Annotated in this window: 18 protein-coding genes; 8 read left to right on the forward strand and 10 right to left on the reverse strand. The window is 74.6% G+C overall.

Features of this window, described 5'->3' with window-relative positions:
• Nucleotides 1–40 precede the first annotated feature (40 nt).
• From ACPYN7_RS10975 to ACPYN7_RS10990, 4 genes are all read right to left on the reverse strand, one after another.
• The gene (locus ACPYN7_RS10975) at nt 41–658 is read right to left on the reverse strand and encodes a hypothetical protein (RefSeq protein ID WP_424347668.1); all 618 of its coding nucleotides are present in this window, start codon (nt 656–658) and stop codon (nt 41–43) included.
• 126 nt (nt 659–784) lie between these two features.
• Nucleotides 785–1,636, reverse strand: coding sequence for a class I SAM-dependent methyltransferase (locus ACPYN7_RS10980; protein ID WP_424347669.1), 852 nt, complete (start codon nt 1,634–1,636; stop codon nt 785–787).
• Between the two features lie 9 nt (nt 1,637–1,645).
• A complete protein-coding gene (locus ACPYN7_RS10985; RefSeq protein WP_157571294.1) occupies nt 1,646–2,074 on the reverse strand; it encodes a DUF2332 family protein in 429 nt (142 codons plus the stop codon).
• A gap of 15 nt (nt 2,075–2,089) precedes the next feature.
• Nucleotides 2,090–2,512: a hypothetical protein gene (locus ACPYN7_RS10990; RefSeq protein WP_058873215.1), complete on the reverse strand. Its 423-nt coding sequence runs from the start codon at nt 2,510–2,512 to the stop codon at nt 2,090–2,092.
• Nucleotides 2,513–2,665: 153 nt separating this feature from the next.
• On the opposite strand from ACPYN7_RS10990, the gene ACPYN7_RS10995 reads away from it, so the two are divergent.
• The 3 genes from ACPYN7_RS10995 to ACPYN7_RS11005 are packed head-to-tail and all read left to right on the forward strand — an operon-like array spanning nt 2,666 to nt 5,421.
• Nucleotides 2,666–3,874 carry a sensor histidine kinase gene (locus ACPYN7_RS10995; protein ID WP_424347670.1) on the forward strand — a complete coding sequence of 403 codons (1,209 nt, stop codon included), beginning with the start codon at nt 2,666–2,668 and terminating at the stop codon, nt 3,872–3,874.
• A complete protein-coding gene (locus tag ACPYN7_RS11000) occupies nt 3,871–4,530 on the forward strand; it encodes a response regulator (protein ID WP_424347671.1) in 660 nt (219 codons plus the stop codon). The genes ACPYN7_RS10995 and ACPYN7_RS11000 overlap by 4 nt, the downstream gene beginning before the upstream one ends.
• Before the next feature lie 30 nt (nt 4,531–4,560).
• Nucleotides 4,561–5,421, forward strand: coding sequence for a phosphotransferase family protein (locus ACPYN7_RS11005; RefSeq protein WP_424347672.1), 861 nt, complete (start codon nt 4,561–4,563; stop codon nt 5,419–5,421).
• A gap of 21 nt (nt 5,422–5,442) precedes the next feature.
• On the opposite strand, the gene ACPYN7_RS11010 is transcribed toward ACPYN7_RS11005, so the two are convergent.
• The 3 genes from ACPYN7_RS11010 to ACPYN7_RS11020 all read right to left on the reverse strand — a co-directional run bounded on the left by ACPYN7_RS11010 (nt 5,443) and on the right by ACPYN7_RS11020 (nt 7,800).
• Nucleotides 5,443–6,165, reverse strand: a complete 723-nt coding sequence (locus ACPYN7_RS11010) for a VC0807 family protein (RefSeq protein ID WP_424347673.1) — start codon at nt 6,163–6,165, stop codon at nt 5,443–5,445.
• Between the two features lie 42 nt (nt 6,166–6,207).
• A complete protein-coding gene (locus ACPYN7_RS11015) occupies nt 6,208–6,837 on the reverse strand; it encodes a TetR/AcrR family transcriptional regulator (protein WP_058872869.1) in 630 nt (209 codons plus the stop codon).
• A gap of 90 nt (nt 6,838–6,927) precedes the next feature.
• Nucleotides 6,928–7,800, reverse strand: a complete 873-nt coding sequence (locus tag ACPYN7_RS11020) for an NAD(P)H-binding protein (protein ID WP_058872868.1) — start codon at nt 7,798–7,800, stop codon at nt 6,928–6,930.
• Nucleotides 7,801–7,957: 157 nt separating this feature from the next.
• Here ACPYN7_RS11020 and ACPYN7_RS11025 point away from each other — a divergent pair, with 157 nt between their 5' ends.
• The 3 genes from ACPYN7_RS11025 (at nt 7,958) to ACPYN7_RS11035 (ending at nt 10,048) form a co-directional block, all read left to right on the forward strand.
• The gene (locus ACPYN7_RS11025) at nt 7,958–8,548 is read left to right on the forward strand and encodes a GNAT family N-acetyltransferase (protein ID WP_424347674.1); all 591 of its coding nucleotides are present in this window, start codon (nt 7,958–7,960) and stop codon (nt 8,546–8,548) included.
• A 196-nt stretch (nt 8,549–8,744) separates the two neighbouring features.
• Nucleotides 8,745–9,593 carry a hypothetical protein gene (locus ACPYN7_RS11030; protein WP_424347675.1) on the forward strand — a complete coding sequence of 283 codons (849 nt, stop codon included), beginning with the start codon at nt 8,745–8,747 and terminating at the stop codon, nt 9,591–9,593.
• Between the two features lie 290 nt (nt 9,594–9,883).
• The gene (locus tag ACPYN7_RS11035) at nt 9,884–10,048 is read left to right on the forward strand and encodes a hypothetical protein (RefSeq protein WP_017834952.1); all 165 of its coding nucleotides are present in this window, start codon (nt 9,884–9,886) and stop codon (nt 10,046–10,048) included.
• Between the two features lie 27 nt (nt 10,049–10,075).
• Here ACPYN7_RS11035 and ACPYN7_RS11040 read toward each other — a convergent pair whose 3' ends face one another.
• Nucleotides 10,076–10,288, reverse strand: coding sequence for a hypothetical protein (locus ACPYN7_RS11040; protein ID WP_424347676.1), 213 nt, complete (start codon nt 10,286–10,288; stop codon nt 10,076–10,078).
• 148 nt (nt 10,289–10,436) lie between these two features.
• Here ACPYN7_RS11040 and ACPYN7_RS11045 point away from each other — a divergent pair, with 148 nt between their 5' ends.
• Both ACPYN7_RS11045 and ACPYN7_RS11050 read left to right on the forward strand, forming a co-directional pair.
• Entirely contained in the window at nt 10,437–11,774 is a 1,338-nt protein-coding gene (locus tag ACPYN7_RS11045; protein ID WP_424347677.1) for an HAAAP family serine/threonine permease, read from the forward strand.
• 128 nt (nt 11,775–11,902) lie between these two features.
• On the forward strand, nt 11,903–12,928 hold the full coding sequence (locus ACPYN7_RS11050) for a LacI family DNA-binding transcriptional regulator (protein WP_058872863.1): 1,026 nt from the start codon (nt 11,903–11,905) through the stop codon (nt 12,926–12,928).
• On the opposite strand, the gene ACPYN7_RS11055 is transcribed toward ACPYN7_RS11050, so the two are convergent.
• Complete coding sequence (locus tag ACPYN7_RS11055; protein ID WP_424347678.1) at nt 12,894–14,234, reverse strand: glycoside hydrolase family 32 protein; 1,341 nt, start codon at nt 14,232–14,234, stop codon at nt 12,894–12,896. The two genes, ACPYN7_RS11050 and ACPYN7_RS11055, sit on opposite strands and share 35 nt — an antisense overlap.
• Nucleotides 14,231–15,118, reverse strand: a complete 888-nt coding sequence (locus tag ACPYN7_RS11060) for a carbohydrate ABC transporter permease (RefSeq protein WP_157571266.1) — start codon at nt 15,116–15,118, stop codon at nt 14,231–14,233. Before ACPYN7_RS11060 ends, ACPYN7_RS11055 begins: the two co-directional genes overlap by 4 nt.
• Nucleotides 15,119–15,127: the final 9 nt, after the last annotated feature.

Consider the following 15,127-nt stretch of genomic DNA (forward strand, 5'->3'; position numbering starts at 1 on the left):
GGGGTGTCCGCGTCCGGCCGTGGACACCCCGTTCCAGTGTCTACGCTCGCGCGCCCGATGGGTGGCGACGGCGCCCGCCGGTCGCCTCCGGAGCGAGGAGCCGGTGCCGGTAGGCCTTGACGAAGGCGGTGAAGGCGGCGACTGCCGCGACCGAGTTGAGGACCATGCGGGAGCGGGCGTGCCAGGTCACGAACTCGTCGGCGACCTGGCGGAGGTGCTCGGCGGAGTGCACGGCCGTGCCCTCGAGGAACATGATGTCGTTGCGCGGCCAGAAGTACAGCATCGAGACCACCCCCTCCGCCACGAACATGGTCAGGCTCAGCAGCACCCACCAGCGCACCGTGGGCATCCGCCGGCACAGGACCAGGGAGGCCGCCCCGAGCACCCAGGCGGCGAGGCCGAGCGGGGGGAAGAAGTCGGAGGGGCCGCTCACGGCGAGGAACTCCATGCCCAGCTCCAGGGAGGCCGGCGGGTCGTGGAAGACATTGGGGTACACCATGAACGTCTCCAGCACGATGGCGCCGAAGAGGGTCATGGTGATCCACAGGTAGGCGGTCAGGACCGGCAGGGCGAGACGGTGTGCGACGGGCCGGGTGGGCTCTCCGGGCGAGCGGCCGGGCGTGCGGGTCGCCGCGGGGGTGTCAGGCAGGTGCTTCATGCCGCCGACGCTACGGAGCAGCGCCCTGCTCCGGCATCAGGCGGGAGGCGTCGGTTCGGTCGCGCGCGGAGGAGGGTTCCGGTCGCCGTGCGGCGACCCTGCTCGTCGTCCGGGGCGGACGGGCGCTCAGGGACGCCGGGCCGCCCAGACGGTGCGGCCGGCCCGGAAGCTCAGGTCCCGGCGGTGGCGCAGCGTCTCGGGGGAGTCCGGGGCCAGGAGGCGGTCCAGGACCGCGAGATCGTCGGCGCCGACCCGTTCCTGGAGGGCGGGACGCATGTGGGCGAGCCAGGCCTGGGCGTAGTGAGCGGTGGCCGCGGGATCCTCGTGTCCCGAGGCGCTGACGGTGTGCGGGCCGTGGACCTCGAACCCGGCCGCCTCCAGCAGCGGCCGCCAATCCGGGTGGGCGTTCCACCCGGCGTCCGCCAGGACCCGGTGGCACCGGGACTCCAAGCCGGGGCGGCCGAATCCGAGGTTCTCGGGCAGGAAGCGTGGCAGGCCGTCCAGCTCGACGACCGCCAGCAGCCCGCCGGGCCGCAGTGCGCCGCGGACGTGGCCCAGGACGGCGCCGGGGTCGGCGACCTCGTGCAGGAACGAGGAAGCCCACACCAGGTCCACCGCTCCGAGGGCCGGCCACTCCTGGTCCAGGTCGGCGGGCACCGCGTGCACCCGGCCTTCCAGTCCCTGCTCGCGGGCCGCGGCCCGCACGCGCTCGAGCATGACGGGGGATCGGTCGACCGCCAGCACCTCCGCGGCGGGGAAGCGCCGGGCCAGGGCGAGGGCGCCGGTGCCCGTTCCGCTCCCCAGGTCGGCGATCCGGTCCGGACTGCCTCCGGCGTACCGGGTGGCCCAGCCGGCCACCTCGTCCCAGGAGGTGCCGGACATCGCGGCGTCCAGGTCCAGCAGGCGGGCCAGGCCCTCCTCGTGCCGGTGCCCGTGGGAGGAGTCGGTGGAGGTCAGGGAATGCGTGTGCTCGGTCATGCCCTCACCCTAGCGAGACAGTGCTTCAATGGCATGCACTCTTGCCGGTAACGCAAGAGTTGGCCCTGAACCAGAACGAGCAGCGCGCCCACCTGCACGGCACCGAGGAGGCGACCCCGGCGTAGAAACCCCGACGGGTACGACCCTGCCCCGGCACGGGGGCCGGGCCGCGGGCTCGGACGCTAGGATCCCGCCGTCCACGCCGGCAGACGGCCCCGCGACCAGCAGCGGCCCAGGGCCTCGGTCCGCAGGCCCGAGCGGTCGAGCAGCCCACATCGACCAGCCCCACCGCGTCCGTGCCGGGGCGCGTCCGGCGAGGGCGAGATCGTGCAGCGCGGCGAGGACCACCGTGGGATGCCGCGAGTGGGCGGGCGCCGCCTCGAGGACGCGCAGCGCCTCGTCGGACGCGCTCAGGGCGAGGGCCACGTGCGCGGCCAGCGGCGAGGGCGGGAGTCATCGCGGGGCTCCCCGCAGGCGCTGGACGCCCAGGGCCAGCAGGCCTGCCACGAGACCCCACAGGGCGTTGCCGAGCAGGATCGGCACGACGGCGACCGGCACGGCGACCGGGCCCTGCAGCGTGCCGGTCAGCACGGTCGAGAGGACGGCGCTCAGCGGGATGACGTAGACGCCGTACGCGAGACCGGCCAGCACCAGGGTCAGCACGGGGCGGGGCACGCAACCGAGCCCGACCACGCCGATCCACACGGCGGTGACCAGGCCCGTCAGCAGCAGCGGCCCGGCGGGCGCCCCGAGGACGTCCGCCGCCCCGGTGACCCGGGCGAGGGGACGGACCAGGGCGACGGCGCCCAGGCCCAGCACCAGCAGCCAGTTCACGGCGGGTCGGGTGCTCGCAGGAGTTCCGGGTCGGTTCGTCATGGCCTCGACGCTACGGAGTACCGTCCCGGCGGTCATCGGTCGGAGCGCGTCTCCTGCGTCGCCGAGGGGCGATGGCCCCGGTCGCCTGCGGGTGACCCCGCCTGTCGCGCCGGGGCCCACGACGGCCGCGGGCGGCGTGGCTACCCTGGGAGCATGCCCAGCACCGTGGCGGCCCGTCCCGTGCGCCGGGCGGCCGAGGAGGCCGACCCCCGGCTGGTCGACGGTGCGCTCGCGGCCGCGATGGCCGTGCTCGTCGCCGTCATCGCCGCCGCGGACCTCGAGGGCACCGGCCGCGCCGGTGCCCTCGCCTACCTCTTCGCGGCCGGCTTCGGGGCCCTGCTGCTGGCCCGGCGGCACGCGCCCCGGCTGGTGCTGGTGCTGACGGTGCTCGGCATCTTCGTCTACTACGTGTTCCAGCTGCCGCCGATCGGCATCGCCCTGCCGGCCGTGGCCGCCCTGTTCTCGGCCGCCGAGGCGGACCGCACCCGCTCGGCGGTCGCCGCCGGGGCGGTGCTGGTGTCCGTGGCCGCCTACTTCCGCGTGGACGAAGGGCTGCCGGCCGCCTATCTGGTCAGCTACGACCTGCTCACCGACGTCGCCCTGGTCGCCGCGGCCATTGCGCTCGGGGTGAGCGTCCGCGCCCGCCGGGAGCTCCGCGCGCACCAGGAGCGGCTGCGTGCGCTCGCCGCGGCCGAGGAGCGCCACGAGGCCGGCCGCCGGATGCAGGCCGAGAAGGCGGGGATCGCCCGGGATCTGCACGACACCATCGGACACACGATGTCCGTGATCGCCGTGCACAGCAACGTGGCCACCGAGGCGGTCGGGCGGGACGACGAGGCCGTGGCCCGGGCGCTCGAGCAGATCCGTGCGGCGGCCTCCACCACGCTGCGAGAGCTGCGGACCACCGTGAAGCTGCTGCGCTCCCCCGGCGCGGACCCGGCGGAGCGCGGCAGCATCGGCCTCGCCGGGCTCCCGCAGCTGGTCGCCACGGCCGAGGACGCCGGCGTGGAGGTGACGGCGCGGATCGACGTCGACCCGGACGAGCTCGACGCCACCATCGACGCCGCCGCCTACCGCATCCTCCAGGAGTCCCTCACCAACGTCCTGCGCCACTCCGGGGCCCGGCACGCCCTGGTGGAAGCCCGGCTGCGGGACGGCACCCTGGAGCTGCGGATCGCCGACGACGGGCGCGGCGCGTCCCCGGACACCGGCGCAGCGGGCGGCGGGCGCGGCCTGGCCGGGATGGCCGAGCGCGCCGGCCTGCTCGGCGGCTCCTTCGCCGCGGGTCCACGGGACAGCCGCGCCCGGGGCGGGGGTGGCTTCGAGGTCCGCGCGACGCTGCCGAGGAGGCTGGAGCCGTGATCAGCATCGTCGTCGTCGACGACCAGGAACTGGTGCGCACCGGGCTGCGGGCCCTGGCCGAACGGGACGGGGACATCGCCGTGGTCGGGGAGGCCGCCAACGGCCGGACCGGACTGGCCCGGGTGCGCGAGCTGCACCCGGACGTGGTGCTCATGGACATCCGCATGCCCGAACTGGACGGCCTCGAGGCCACCCGCCGGATCGTGGCCGACCCGGCGCTGGGCGACGTCCGGGTGCTGGTGCTGACCACCTTCGACGAGGACGAGCACGTCTTCGAGGCCATCCGCGCCGGGGCCGCCGGCTACCTGCTCAAGGACGTGTCCCCCGCCGACCTGCGCCGGGCAATCCGGGTGGTCGCCGCCGGGGATGCCCTGCTCGCGCCCTCGGTGACCCGCACCGTGCTCGGCTCCATCGCGGCCAGGCCCGAGACCGTGCTCGACGACACCCCGCTGCGGGTGCTGAGCGACCGCGAGCGGGAGGTGCTCGAGCAGGTGGGGCGGGGGCTGTCCAACGACGAGATCGCCCAGGCCCTGTTCCTCTCGCCCGCCACCGCGCGCACCTACGTGTCCCGGCTGCTGGCCAAGCTCGGCGCCCGCGACCGCTCGCAGCTGGTGGTGCTCGCCTACGAGACCGGGCTGATCTCCCCGGGCCGCTGAGACCGGATCACGGAGACAGGGAGAACGTTCATGGACGAGCTGGAGCGGATCGCCGCGGCCTTCCCGGACCTGCGGTGGTCGAGGGCGCGGCGGATCACGGAGGGCTGGGACCACGTCGTCGTCGTCCTGGACGACGCCCTGGTCTTCCGCTTCCCGCAGGAGCCGCCCTACACGGAGGCGCTCGGCCGGGAGATCGCGGTCCTGGACCACCTCGCGCCGCGGCTGCCCGTGCGGATCCCCCGCTACGACCGGGTGGCGCCGGACGGCTCCTTCGCCGGTTATCCCCTCCTGCCCGGACGGACGCTGCAGCCGGAGGTCCTCGCCTCCCTCGACGCCGCCGCGCGCGGAGCGCTCGTGGCGCAGCTGGCCGATTTCCTCTCCGCCCTGCACACCGCGCCGGTGCCCGGCACCCCCCTGGCCCAGGTGCCGGCGTCCTCCCTGGCCGAGGACCAGGCCGACGTCCGGAGCGCGGCCGCCGCGCACCTGCCGGCCGTGCTGACCGCGGCGGAGCTCGAGGAGGTGGAGCGGATCCTCGCGGACGTCGACGCGCTGCTCGCCGCCGAGCTGCCCGCGGTGGTGGTCCACAACGACGTCTACAGCCGGCACCTGCTCTGGGACGACGCCGCGGCCCGCCTCGGGGTGATCGACTTCAGCGACATGTGCCTCGGCGACCCGGCCGTGGACTTCGCGGAGCTGTACGAGTACGGCGAGGCCTTCGTCCGCGCGGTGCACGAGCGCTGGACCGGCCCCGGGGACCCCGGGCTCCTCGACCGCGCCTGGACCTACCAGTGCTGGATCGCGGTGTACATGCTCACCGACCACTTCGACGTCGGCAAGACCTCGTGGGAGGTCGCCCGGGAGACCTTCGACCGCGTCCGGGGCGGCCGGTGACCCGGGCGGCGGGCTCCCCGGTCAGGACCCCGTGCCCGCGGCCGTTCCCGGAGGACCTCCCGGTCCGCCGGCCGCGCTTTCCATGCCGGGTCCCAGGTGGCGCCGGCCCCAGGCCTTGCCGGTCTGCACGACGACGACCAGGAGCAGCACGAGCAGACCCGTGCCGGCCGCGGGCACGACGTCGACGGGCAGCGTGTAGGCCATCAGCACGCGGGCCGCGGCGTCGAGCAGGAAGGCCGCTCCGAAGGCGGCCGTCATCCGGCGCAGCACCCGGCGGAAGGCCGGGCGGGTCTCCCAGTCCCGGCGCCACCCCTCGGCGGCGGCCACGGGCATCAGGCGTCTCGTCGCCTCGTAGAGCACCGGCTTCTCCCCCAGCAGGGAGGCGAGGATCCACGCGCCCACCAGGGCCGTCAGCCAGCTCTCCCGGACGAGCAGCAGCCGCGGATCAGGGCTCAGGAGCCCGACGACGGTGCCCGCTCCCAGCACGGTGAGCGTGAACAGGCCCAGCCGCTCCAGCCGCCGGGCGCGCACGGCCGTGACCACCACCCGCGCCAGGGGACCGACCGCCCCGAGCATCAGCGCCGTCCACGCATCGGCCCCGGCGAGGCGGGAGCCGTAGTAGAGGACGAACGGCAGGACCAGGTCCACGCCCAGCCATCCGGCCGCGCTGCCGCGCCCGTGCGTGGTCCCGTCGGCGCCGACGTCCGGTCCGCCGCGGGGACGGGCAGCTCGTGCCGTGCTCATGGGGTCCTCCTGCTCATGGCGTCCTCCTCGACCACGGTGCGCTCAGGGCGCTCCGCGGGTGGCGAGCTCGGCCGTGGTCACGAGCTCGTGGGTGTAGGCGGCGAGGTCGAACCCCGGATCGGTGACCAGTCGGCCGGAGGCCGTGTCGATCGCCCCGCGCAGCAGCACGGCCATGCTGCGGGGGTCGAAGTCGCGGAACTCCCCGGCCTGTTGGCCGTCCCGCAGCATCTGCTCCAGATGCCCCAGCACGGGGTCCTCCCCCGTCGGGGCAAAGCGTGGCGCGCCGTCGGGTCCGCGCAGGTTCAGCACGATCTCGGTCACCGCGCGGATGCCCGCGGGGTGGGCGGCGAGGAAGCCGAGGTTGGCCTCGAGATAGCTCCGCAGGGCCGCGGCCCCGGTGCGGCCGGCCGTCGCCGCGGCGACGGCGGCTCCGGCCCGGGCGTAGACGTCGGCCACGACCTGCTCCAGCAGGCTCTTCTTGCCGGGGAAGTAGTAGGACACCACGCCCTTGCTGACCCCCGCCCGGCGGGCGATCTCCGCGAGAGAGGCCCGGCCGAAGCCCAGCTCCGCGATCGCCTCGACCGCGCATGCCAGGATCTGCTCCCGGCGGGCCCGCTCCGTGAACGTTCCCGGTCCGGCCTCCGCCGCGCCCGCCCCCCGTTCTGACCGCATGGTCAAATTCTCGTACGCACGGTCAGAGGACGCCAGGGCCCGTCGGTCTCGATCCGGCAACGCCCGGGAAGCGCGGGACCGAGGACCGGCTCAGGCCGCGAGCGCGGGCCGGAGCACGGCGTGGGCCCAGGCGCCCAGCGGCGTGGGCGTCGTGGTGGCCGGCCCCCGCGGGTCCTCCGGCGTGAAGCCCCGCTGTCCCCGGGACATCCCCAGCACCCCCTCGACCTGCGCGTCGGTGAAGCCGGCCGCGCGCAGGGCCGCGGCGACCTCGTCCTCGGCCACCTGCACGGCGGTGACCGGGCGTCCGAGCGCCTCCCCGACGATCCGAGCGACCTCGGCGAAGGAGAGGTCCTCGGGGCCGTGCACCCCCTGCGTGTGCCGGCCGGTCCAGTCGCCGGACAGCAGCCGGACGGCGGCGACGTCCCCGATGTCCCGCGGGTCCACCCAGGGCATCCGGTGGTCGACCGGCAGGGTGGTGCTCAGCACCCCTGAGCGCACCGACTCGAGGTCCAGCAGCAGATTGGTGAAGAAGTACCCGCAGCGCAGGTGGGTGACGTGCGCGCCCGTGGCATCGAGCAGCTCCTCCGTGCGGGCGAGACCGTCGATCTCCCCGAAGCCGCCGCGGGCCTCGGCCCCGACGCTGCTCTGGAAGACCACCCGCGGCACGGCATCCTCGCTCACCGCGGCGGCCGCGACCTCGCCCATCCGGGCGTAGCCGGCCACGGGGTCGCCCTCGCCGGTGGGCGGGTCCACCCAGTACAGGGCGTCGGCGCCGGCCGTCGCCCGGCGCACGGTGGCGAGGTCCCCCTGGTCACCCTCGACCACCTCGCAGCGGGACCGCAGGGCCGGGTCCAGCCGGGACGCCCTGCGCACCAGGACCGTGGGCCGCAGCCCGGCTTGCACCAGCAGCCGCACGACCCGGGAGCCGACGTGCCCTGTGGGTGTGGTGACCACGATCTTCACGACGGGACCTCCTCCGTCTCGAGCAGTCCGTGCACCCACCACGCTACGGCTGCCGCCGCGCCGCGTCACGCCGGCGCCGTCCCCGGGGTGGTCCGTGCACCCAGTTCTTCCTAGGCTGAGAGCCCCAGTCGGCCCCACAGCGCACCGAGGAACGACCATGACGTCCACCCCGTTCACGATCCGACCGGCGACGAGCGAGCGGTTCGACGACGTCGCCGCCGTCCTGGGCCCGCGGAACCCCGACTCGGCGGTCTGCTGGTGCCTCACCTACCGGCTCCCGTCGAAGGAGAACCGCGCCCTGGCCGCCCGGGAGCGCCCCCGGGTGGTGCGGGAGCTCTGCGCCCGGCCGATCCCGCCGGGCGTCCTCGCCTACGACGACGACACGGTGGTCGGCTGGTGCGGTGTCGCCCCGCGGGCCGAGCTGCACGCCTTCACGCACGGGAGGACGATCCCGCACGTCGACGACCTCCCGGTCTGGGCCGTGTGGTGCTTCCGGGTGCGCGGCGGCCACCGGGGCCGGGGCGTGGCCCAGGCCCTGCTCGAGGGCGCCGTGGAGCACGCCCGCGGCCACGGCGCGCCGGCCGTCGAGGGGTACCCGGTGGACAACGAGGACCGGAAGGTCGACACCACCATGGCCTACGTCGGCACCCGCGCCATGTTCGAGCGCGCCGGCTTCAGCAAGGCCGCCGACACCGCCTCGACGCTCAACACGTTCCCGCGCGTCCTCATGCGGCTGCCGTTGCGCTGAGCGGGATCTCCCGCTCGCCGCCGGCCGGGCGGTGGCCGGGTCCCCCGACGTCACACTGCGCCGGAGCGGGACCGCCGGGTGTGAGAGTGCCCACTCGGCCTGGGCATTGCCCGGTCCGTCCGGATAATGGGGAAGGCTGGCCCGAGCAACGTCGCGGGGAACAGCACCCCCTTCCCCGCAAACGAAGCAGGACAGCATGACTCTGGAAAGACCACGCACCGAGGCGCCCGCGCCCGACGACCACTCCCGGGCCCCGATCCCGGCCGAGGCCGAGGAGCAGCCCGAGAAGAAGAGCCCGGCCCTGAACATCCCGGGCCTGCTCGCCGGCGCCGCCACCGCCGCGACCATGTCCGTGATCGGCGGCCACCTCAGCGTGGTCGGCACCGTGCTCGGCGCGGCACTGACCAGCATCGTCTCCGGCATCGCCGTGGTCGTCTACTCCACCTCCCTCGAGAGGAGCCGGCACGGGCTGAAGAAGGTGAAGACCACCGTGGCCCAGCGCGTGCTCGCCCGCCCGGGCCTGGACGCCTCCGGCTCGGACGGCAGCACCGCGGTGACCGGCGGCAGCCGCTGGAGCGTCCTGCGCCCCCGCCTCAAGCCGCTGCTGGTCAGCACCGGCGTGATCCTCGGCCTGGCGGTCGCGGCCGTCTTCGGCGTCCAGGCGCTCACCGGCACGGAGCTGTCCGGCGGCACGGGCACGATCCAGCGCTCCGTGACCGGCAGCGAGTCGATCGCCGTGCGCAGCGCCGCCACCCCGGCCCCGGCCGAGGACCCGGCCGCGGGCACCGGCGAGGTCGCCCCCGCGGAGGGCACCGCCCCGACCGCGGAGACCCCCGCGGCCCCCGGTGAGGTCGCGCCCGGTGAGGTGGCCCCCACGGCAGGAGCGGTGACCGGGGACGGCAGCACGTCCGGCGAGGAGCTCCCGGCCACGGGCGGCCAGCAGCTGGACAGCGGCCAGACCGGCACCGGTGAGGCGGGCGCCGGCGCGGCCGCGGAGCCGGGCGTGACCGGCGCCGACGCCGGGGCGGTTCCGGCGGCACCGTAGCCGGGACCTCGCGAACGGGGCCGGGGCGGGGACGTGGACACCACGTCCCCGCCCCGGCCCGTTCCGGGACGTTCGGCCGGGTGCCGGCGGCGCCATCTTTCGTCATGTTCGGTTCCCGCCCCTGACCAGGTGCGATGTTTCCGCGGCGGCGTGGAGGTCTGGACTTAAGTAGCCAGACATATGCCCCGCCCGGCACCTAACTTGGGCTCACCCGGTTGCAGCAGCAGGCCGGTGGAGCAACGACGGAGGGAAAGACAGTGGCAGGGGTACGAGAGGTCCGCGGAAATCAGGTGGCACAGTGGCTGACGGTCGCGGCCGTCATGCTGTTCGTCGCCAACGGCGCCGTCCTGGCCCTGGGCTCCCAGGCCTACGGGTGGGCCACGCTGCTCTTCGCGGCCGCCGCGTACTTCGCGGTCTCCACCGGGATCGTGGGACGCCCCCTGCGGCAGCACTGATCTCCCGGGGCGACAGCCCCCGGTGCGTCACTCGGGCGGAACGGGCTCCCCGTCGTCGTTCCGGCGGCGGTTCTGCACCACGGTCCGGCCGATGAGCCCGAGGATCAGCCCGGCAGGCACGCCGACGGCCACGCCCAGACCGACGTTGCCGATCAGCACGCCGAGGAGGACGCCGAACGCCGGGCCGAGGGCGATGCCCAGGACGAACAGCTCGTTGCCGGGTGCTTCACGATCGCTCATGCGCTCACCGTAGGCACGGCGGCCGTCCACGGGCGGCACCCGGCGCCCGTGTCGCGCTCCGGGCGGTCGCCGCAGGCCCGGAGCGGCCCTGTCCGGCTGGTATCGTCCCTGTGGTCCACCCCACTGTGCACATCCAGCGAGGACCACCATGTCGCGCTCCCCTGCCCCGCGGACGATCTCCGCCGATGCAGAAACCGCCCTCTCCCCGACGACCACGACCCCTGCCCAGGACCGCCCGGCCGCGCCCGCTGCGCCCCGGAGTCGGCCCTCCGCGGTCGACACCGGCTGGATGCTCGGCCTGTTCGGCACCGCCATCGGCGCGGGCATCCTCTTCCTGCCGATCAACGCGGGCGCCGGCGGCCTGTGGCCGCTGCTCGTCGTCACGGTCCTCATCGGCCCGATGACCTACCTCTCCCACCGGGCGCTCGCCCGCTTCGTGTGCGCCTCCCCGAAGCAGGGCGAGGACATCACGGTCGTGGCCCGCGACTACTTCGGGGAGGGCGCCGGGCGGGTCATCACCGTCCTGTACTTCCTCGCGATCTACCCCATCGTGCTGATCTACGGGGTGGGCATCACCAACACGGTCGACAGCCTGCTGGTCAACCAGCTGGGCCTGCCCCCGGTGCCCCGCGTGCTGCTCTCCGGGGTGCTCATCGCCCTGATGATGCTGGTCATGGTCGCCGGCCAGCGCCTCATGCTCGCCGTGACCCGGTGGCTCGTCTACCCGCTGATCCTCGCCCTGCTGGGCGTGACGGTCTACCTCGTGCCGACCTGGCAGCTGGGCGACCTCGCCGTGGTGCCGTCCGCCGGCGAGCTCACGCTGTCGGTCTGGCTGATCATCCCGGTGATGGTGTTCGCGTTCAACCACTCCCCGGCCATCTCGCAGTTCTCCCTGGCCATGCAGCGCGAGCACGGGGTGCGCGCGCCGGAGGCCGCGTCCCGGGTGCTGCGCCGCACCACGGTGCTGCTGGTGCTGTTCACCATGGCGTTCGTCTGGTCCTGCGTGCTGTCCCTGGGCACCACCGGGCTGCAGGAGGCCCGCGACGCCAACCTGCCGGTGCTCTCCCACCTGGCCAACGTGCAGGACAGCCCCTGGATCGGCTACCTCGGCCCGGCCGTGGCGATCGTGGCCATCGTCTCCTCGTTCTTCGGCCACTACCTGGGCGCCGCCGAGGGCGCGGCGGGCATCGTGCGCAGCATGCTGCCCGCGCAGGCCCGTCAGCCGCAGGAGCGGACGCTGCGCCGCGGGATCGCGGTGTTCGTCTTCCTCACCACGTGGGCGGCCGCGGTGCTCAACCCGAGCATCCTGTCCCTGATCGAGTCCCTGGCCGGGCCCGTCATCGCCGTGATCCTGTACCTCATGCCGATGTACGCCGTGCGCCGGATCCCCGCCCTGGCGCCCTACCGGGGGCAGCTGTCCAACGTGTTCGTGACCGTCGCCGGGCTCGTGGCGATCAGCGGCATCCTCTTCGCCCTGGTCCGCTGAGTCCGCTGCGCCCCCGGCGCCGGGGAGACCGCACCACGGCGGTTTCCCCGGCGCCGGGCGGGCCGTCCCCGATAGACTGAGGGCCGCACACCGACCCGGTTCGAGACCGGTGCTACTGCCGGAGGAACATGGCCCGCAACCCCACTGCCGCCGACGTCGCGCGCGAGGCCGGGGTCTCCCGGAGCGCGGTGTCGATGGTGCTCAACAACAACGCCGACGGCAACGTGTCGCCGACGGCCCAGCAGCGGATCCGGGATGCCGTGCAGCGGCTGGGCTACGTGCCGAACGCGGTGGCGGTCGCCCTGCAGAGCCAGCGCACCAGCACCATCGGCGTCATCACCGACGAGATCGTGACCAGCCCCTTCGCCGGCCGGATCATCAGCGGCGCCGGCTCGGTCGCCCGCCCGGCGGGCTACGTGCTCACCGTGGCCGACACGGAGGGCGTGCCCGGACGCGACCTCGAGCTCGCCGAGGCCCTGATCCACCGGCACGTCGACGGGCTGGTCTACGCCACGGGCGGTCTCGTGGAGCTGGACCCGCCCGAGCCGCTGCTGCACCGCCCCGCGGTGCTCGCCAACTGCTACGACCCGCAGGAGCGCCTTCCCGCGGTGATCCCGGACGAGGTCACCGGGATGCGCCGCGCCACGGAGCACGTGCTCGGCCTCGGGCACCGCCGGATCGCGCTGCTGACCGGCACGTCCGACTCGCCGGCCACGCCGCTGCGCCGTCAGGGTTTCGAGGCGGCCTGCGAGGAGTTCGGCCGGGACGGCCTGCGGCTCACGGTCGAGCCGACCGGCTGGGAGATCCAGGACGGCTACCGGGCGGCCCAGCACCTGCTCGCCCGCCCCGGGCCGCCGACGGCGATCCTGGCCTCCAACGACCGCACCGCCACCGGCGTGCTGCTCTGCGCGGCGGCGTCGGGCCTGCGGGTCCCGGAGGACCTCTCCCTCGTGGGGGTCGACGACCAGCAGAGCGTGGCCGATCAGCTCGTCCCCGCGCTGACGACCGTCGCCCTGCCGCACCAGCGGATCGGGGCCCGCGCCGTGGAGCTGCTCCTGGAGCAGCTCCAAGGCCTCGAGGTCCCGCCCGCCGTGGAGCGCATCGACTGCCCGCTGATCGTCAGGGCGTCGACGGGCCCAGCGCCCACCCGGTGACCGCGCCCGGCTCGACCACCGCGCACCAGGTCTCGCCGTCCTGCGGATAGGCCCGGAGGGTGTGGGACGGCCCGTCCTGGGCGTAGAGCTCCACCACGGAGCCGTCGACCACGACCGTCCCCGCGCGCCCCGACCAGACCTCGCGCTCGCCGGCGGGACCGCGCAGCAGCAGGCGCACGGCGGCGTCCGGGCCCGTGGCGCGGAGCTCGGCGGCGTCCGGCAGCTCGATCGTCCCGTCCGCGGACGTCAGCTCGAGGGGCCGCCCCCGGTGCCCCGTGCACTCGGCGGCGGGGGCGGCAACGAGGACGTCGCCGTCCAGGCGGAGCTCGCGCGGCCAGGTGAGCAGGCCGGCCCACCCCTCCTCGTCGCTGATCTCCTCCGGGCGCGTCTCCCACGACCAGCCCCACAGGAGGGTGCGGTCCTCCAGCGCCAGCACCTGGGGCGCGTAGAAGGCCGGCCCCGTGTCCACGGCGCCACAGGCCTCGGGGGTGAAGCGGGGTGCAGCTCCCCGGACCCGGCCCCCGTCGTCGTCGGGCTCCTCGTCCATGTGCCCGACGACGTAGCGGACGTCCTGGAGCCGGCCCGTCCCGTCCTCCTGGCGCATCCACCGGGAGACGATCAGCACCCATCGGGACACCTCGCCCTCGACCACCTCGAAGAGCTGGGGGCACTCCCAGATCGAGGCGTCGAGGTCCGCGCTGAGCACGGGGTGGTCCGAGGCCAGCCACACGCCCCGGTAGGTCCAGTGCTCCAGGTCGGCGGCGTCGTAGAGCAGGATCGCCGCCCGGCCGTCGGCCAGCCCCGCGCCCTGCAGCGCGTACCGCCGCCCCGCCCAGCGGAAGAGGAACGGGTCGCGGACCGCGACGACGCCGGGGTCCGCGGGCATCTCCGCCGCCGTGACGCCCTCCTGCCGCCAGGACCGCAGGTCCTCCGAGCCGGTGGCCAGGGTCACCCGGGACCGGTCGTCGCCGGCCTCGACACCGCTGTAGACCGCGGTCGGGCGCCCGTCGTCGACGGTGACCACCCCGGACCAGCAGCCGAACGCGTCGGGGCCGTGCTGCTGCGGGCGCAGGGCCACCGGCTCCTCCTGCCAGGTCACCAGGTCCGGTGAGGAGAGGTGTCCCCACTGGATCGCGTCGTGCCGGGCGGAGCCGGGGTTGTACTGGAAGAACACGTGCCAGGTGCCGTCGACCCGGCACAGCCCGTTGGGGTCGTTGAGCCAGCCCCGGGCGGGCCGGGGGTGCGTCCGGGGGAAGGCCCGGCTCGCGGGCAGGACGGAGGAGGCGGTGCTGGGAGAGAGGGTCATTTGCTGCTTCCTGCGGTGAGGCCTTCGCGCAGGTAGCGCTGCCCGAAGACGAAGACGATGAGTGCGGGGATCATGGAGATCACGACGCCGGCCAGGACCACGGAGATGGAGCCCGTGCCCAGGTTCCCCTGCAGGGACACGAGGCCCAGGGGGAGGGTGAAGTTCTGCTCCGAGATGGTCAGGATGAGGGGCCGGAAGAACTCGTTCCAGTGGTAGTTGAACGCCAGGATGCCCACGATGGCCATGCCGGGCAGGGACAGCGGCGCGTAGATGGAGAAGAAGGTCCGCCAGGGGCTCGCGCCGTCCAGGGCGGCGGCCTCGGCGAAGTCGTTCGGCAGCCCCATGAAGTACTGGCGCATCAGGAACGTGCCGAATGCGGTGGGGACGGCCGGGATGATCAGCGCCAGGAGGGTGTCGGCCAGGCCCATGCCGCGGACCAGCATGAACACGGGCACGATCGTCACCTGGACCGGGACCATCATGGTGGCCAGGACCACGCCGAACATCAGCCCGGAGCCCCGGAAGCGCATGCGGGCGAAGACGTACCCGGCCATGGCCGCCGTCAGCATCTGCCCGGCGGCGATGAGCGCGGTGACCAGTGCGCTGTTGAGGACGAGCCGCACCAGGTCGATCTGCTGGGCGACCTCGGCGTAGGCCGTGGTGTCCGGGTCGGTCGGGAGGAACTTCGGCGGGAGGTCGAAGGCCTCGCTGGGGCTGCGCAGCGACGTCGACAGGGTCCACATGACGGGGCCCAGGACCGCGACGGTGGCGACCAGCAGGAAGAGGAGACCGGCGACACGTCCCGGTGTGGGCAGCGCCCGGCGCCGGCGTCGGCGGGGCGCCGGACCGGCCGTCCGGGGCGGGGTGTGAGCGGGTGCAGACATGAGATGTTC

The sequence above is a fragment of the Kocuria sp. CH-021 genome, from assembly GCF_049716185.1.
Lineage (GTDB): Bacteria > Actinomycetota > Actinomycetes > Actinomycetales > Micrococcaceae > Kocuria > Kocuria cellulosilytica.